Origin of the sequence: Rhizobium sp. WW_1 (genome assembly GCF_003610155.1) — a bacterium.
Lineage (GTDB): Bacteria > Pseudomonadota > Alphaproteobacteria > Rhizobiales > Rhizobiaceae > Rhizobium > Rhizobium tropici_A.
Window position 1 is genome coordinate 1 of record NZ_RAIN01000052.1, and the last position, 3,053, is coordinate 3,053.

Here is a 3,053-nt window from a genome sequence, read left to right on the forward strand (position 1 = left end):
TCTCATCGATGAAGACAAGCCGGTTGGGATCGAGATCGAGTTGACCCTCGAACCAGTCCCGACGGCGCTTCAAGAGATCGGGGCGTTCTTGCTCCAGTGCATGTGCGGTCTTTTTTTGAACGTCCAGCCGCGCTTGCGCAGCCAGACATCGAGACCGCTGCGACCGATGGAAACTGTCCTCTCTTCGGCCAACCTCAGAACCATCTCGTTGAGGGTGATGTCTTTTTCCTCTTCGATCATACCCACGATAAAATCCTCGTGGACATCCAGGCGTGAGCCGCCGCGCCGTCCTTGCTTCGCCGGCGTCATTTGGCCCTGCCGCGCGCTGGCAATCCAGGCGATGGCCGTTGACACACCGATCCCAAACCGGGCCGCCGCCGATCGCGCCGACATTCCATCATGTGACGCCGCCAGAACGCGGCTGCGAAGATCATCGCTGAAAGCGCGGGTCATATTGCCTCCGACCAAATCACCAGTCGGACAATGGAATCAGAAATCAACCAACAACGGAATCTGGAGGGTTATTTGAGGTCGCATGGGCAGTGCGGCGACTTCGGGCGACCTCATGTAAGCCGGATTGAACTAAGACGCGGGTTGTTTGACGCCGCTATGGGGAATTGAGAGCCAACCCGCCGGAGATGAAGTGCGCCGCATCTCGTGCCGAGTGCTTTGCGGGTAATACTGAGCCAGGGACGAGGCTTTCAAGGGCGGTTTGGCGAGGTCTTCGCTGACTTTGCTGCGATATTGGAAGGGATCCGCAGATTTTTAAGCTGGCAGAGGGCGAGTAATATCGCTCGCTGGCGACGCGCTGGACGACTGGGAATACTCTGAGAGACCGATTGTTGTCGGGCATCACGATGTATCGCACCGGAAGGATGATGGTCGCGGTGGCGCTACAGGCGGTACGGTGAAGTTAGTTCGACGCATGGGCCACCGGCAGTCGGGGCATTCGTGGGCCTGTGCGTGCTGCGGTTTGGCCGAATTGGATTGCCCGCTTATTGGCGATAGTTGGCCAAGGAGGCTTCTACAAACACCGATACGATCCCGCCGATGACAATTGGCGAGAAAGCCGAAATGGCGCATGCGGTGGAAGCCGTCTGGAAGCACATGGAGGAGAAATCGTCGGATAAACTCGTGGGGATGAAGACGCATGATCTTCTGACGGTCGCGACTGTTGCCACGATAATCCTTCCATCGAAAGGCGACATGGTCGCTATCGGCATGAACGATGCGGCTGTTTGCGATGGCGACACGATGGGTGTAGCGGCCGAGATAGGCGAGCACCTGATCTGGACCGCCGAATGGCGGCTTCGAATAGACAACCCATTCAATGCTGCGAGCGCAGGCAAGATGGCGGGCGAATGTTTTGTCATCGTTGAGATGAGCGAGGTCGTTGAAGAATTGCAGCTCGCTTTTGGCAAAGGCTTCAGCCAGAGCTGTCAGGAAAAGCCGCCGGAACAGACGTGACAGCACGCGGACGGGTAGAAAGAAGCCAGATCGGCAATTGATCCACCTTGTTCGATCGGGTGAGAGCCCTCCACCCGGTACGACACAATGAACATGGGGATGGTGGGTCATGGCTTGGCCCCAGGTGTGAAGCACAGCAGTTACACCGATCTCTGCGCCAAGCCATTTGGGGTTAGCTGCGATGGTCTGCAGCGTCTCAGCCGAGATCCGCATCAACAATCCATAGACCACCGCCTTGTTCTGGAAGGCGATCTCAGCGATGGCGCTTGGTAGCGTGAAGACCACATGGAAATACGGCACCGGCAAGAGATCAGCGATACGGGCGTCGACCCATTCCTTACGTGTAGCTCCCTGGCACTTTGGGCAGTGACGATTACGGCAGGAATTATAGGAGATGCGGGTCCTGCCACACTGATCGCAGGCATCGACATGACCACCAAGTCGGGGCGTCCGGCACGCTTCTATCGCTCCCATGACGCGCCGTTCGCTGTGGCCTAGATGACCGGCGTTCTCTCGTCTGTAAGAGCCCCCGTGTCGCCGAAAGATGTCCGCAACCTCAAAGGTCGGACGCACTCGACTACGGTTCCGGCGGCGTTACTTCAAGTTGCAGCCGATCAAGTGGGCTGGCTGTCGATCGGATCGTATCGGTGGAAACCTGTGTATAATGCGCCGTGCTGGATAGGTGGGCATGCCCCAGCAGGACCTGGATGATCCGGATATCGGTGCCATTCTCCAGCAGGTGAGTTGCAAAGGAGTGCCGCAGCGTATGGACGGTGACGCGCTTTGAAAGGCCGGCTGCCGCGACCGCCGACCGACAGGCAGCATTCAAAACGGTCGGCTCGATCGGCTTATCGGCATCACGTCCTGGAAACAGGAACATGGTGGGACGTGAGATGCGCCAATAGCGGCGCAGGATGCCTAAGAGTTCGTTTGATAGCATGACGTAACGGGCTTTGGCGCCTTTGCCATGCCGGACATGGATCACCATCCGCGAGCTGTCGATATCCTCGACTTCCAGTCCACAGACCTCACCGATTCTCAGACCTGCGGCATAGGCCGTGGTCAACGCAACACGCGCCTTCAGACTGGAGACCGCCTCAAGAAATTGAGCCACCTCGTCCGCCGACAGAACAATAGGGAGCTTGCGTGGTTCGCGCGCATAGGGGATCCGATCCGGGATATCGTCCTGGCCAAGCGTGATCCCATAGAAAAATCGAAGGGCACATACGATCTGGTTTAACGAAACCCACGATATCCCGGTTGAAACAAGGTGGACCTGAAAGGTGTGGATATCCGCAGGACCAAGCCGATCGGGTGATCGGCCGAAATAGCGGCTGAACTTCTGGACTGCGTTGATATAGGATCGCTGGGTTGCCGGGGACAAATTGCGGACCGTCATGTCCTCAATCATCCGGCGGCGAAGAGGGCTTATCTCAGCCATCGGGGCCTCCTGTCTGAAGGGTGGGTTGCAACACAACCATCCTCTCAGTCAGGGCGCTCTCCTCAAAGGCCGCCACAAATCGCCGCGATCAGCGGCTTAGTTCAATCCTCAATCCGATTCCGCGTTCAATGGACGCGCTCTAGCC

General features: G+C 57.7%; 2 protein-coding genes and 1 pseudogene. All 3 read right to left on the reverse strand.

Going from position 1 to position 3,053, the window contains the following annotated elements; all coding sequences use genetic code 11:
- A pseudogene (locus BJ928_RS38315) lies at positions 1-453 on the reverse strand (transposase); the annotation flags it as partial.
- Between the two features lie 399 nt (positions 454-852).
- Positions 853-2,040, reverse strand: a complete 1,188-nt coding sequence (locus BJ928_RS38320; RefSeq protein WP_120296873.1) for an IS91 family transposase — start codon at positions 2,038-2,040, stop codon at positions 853-855.
- A 4-nt stretch (positions 2,041-2,044) separates the two neighbouring features.
- Positions 2,045-2,908: a site-specific integrase gene (locus BJ928_RS38325; protein WP_047637198.1), complete on the reverse strand. Its 864-nt coding sequence runs from the start codon at positions 2,906-2,908 to the stop codon at positions 2,045-2,047.
- Positions 2,909-3,053: the final 145 nt, after the last annotated feature.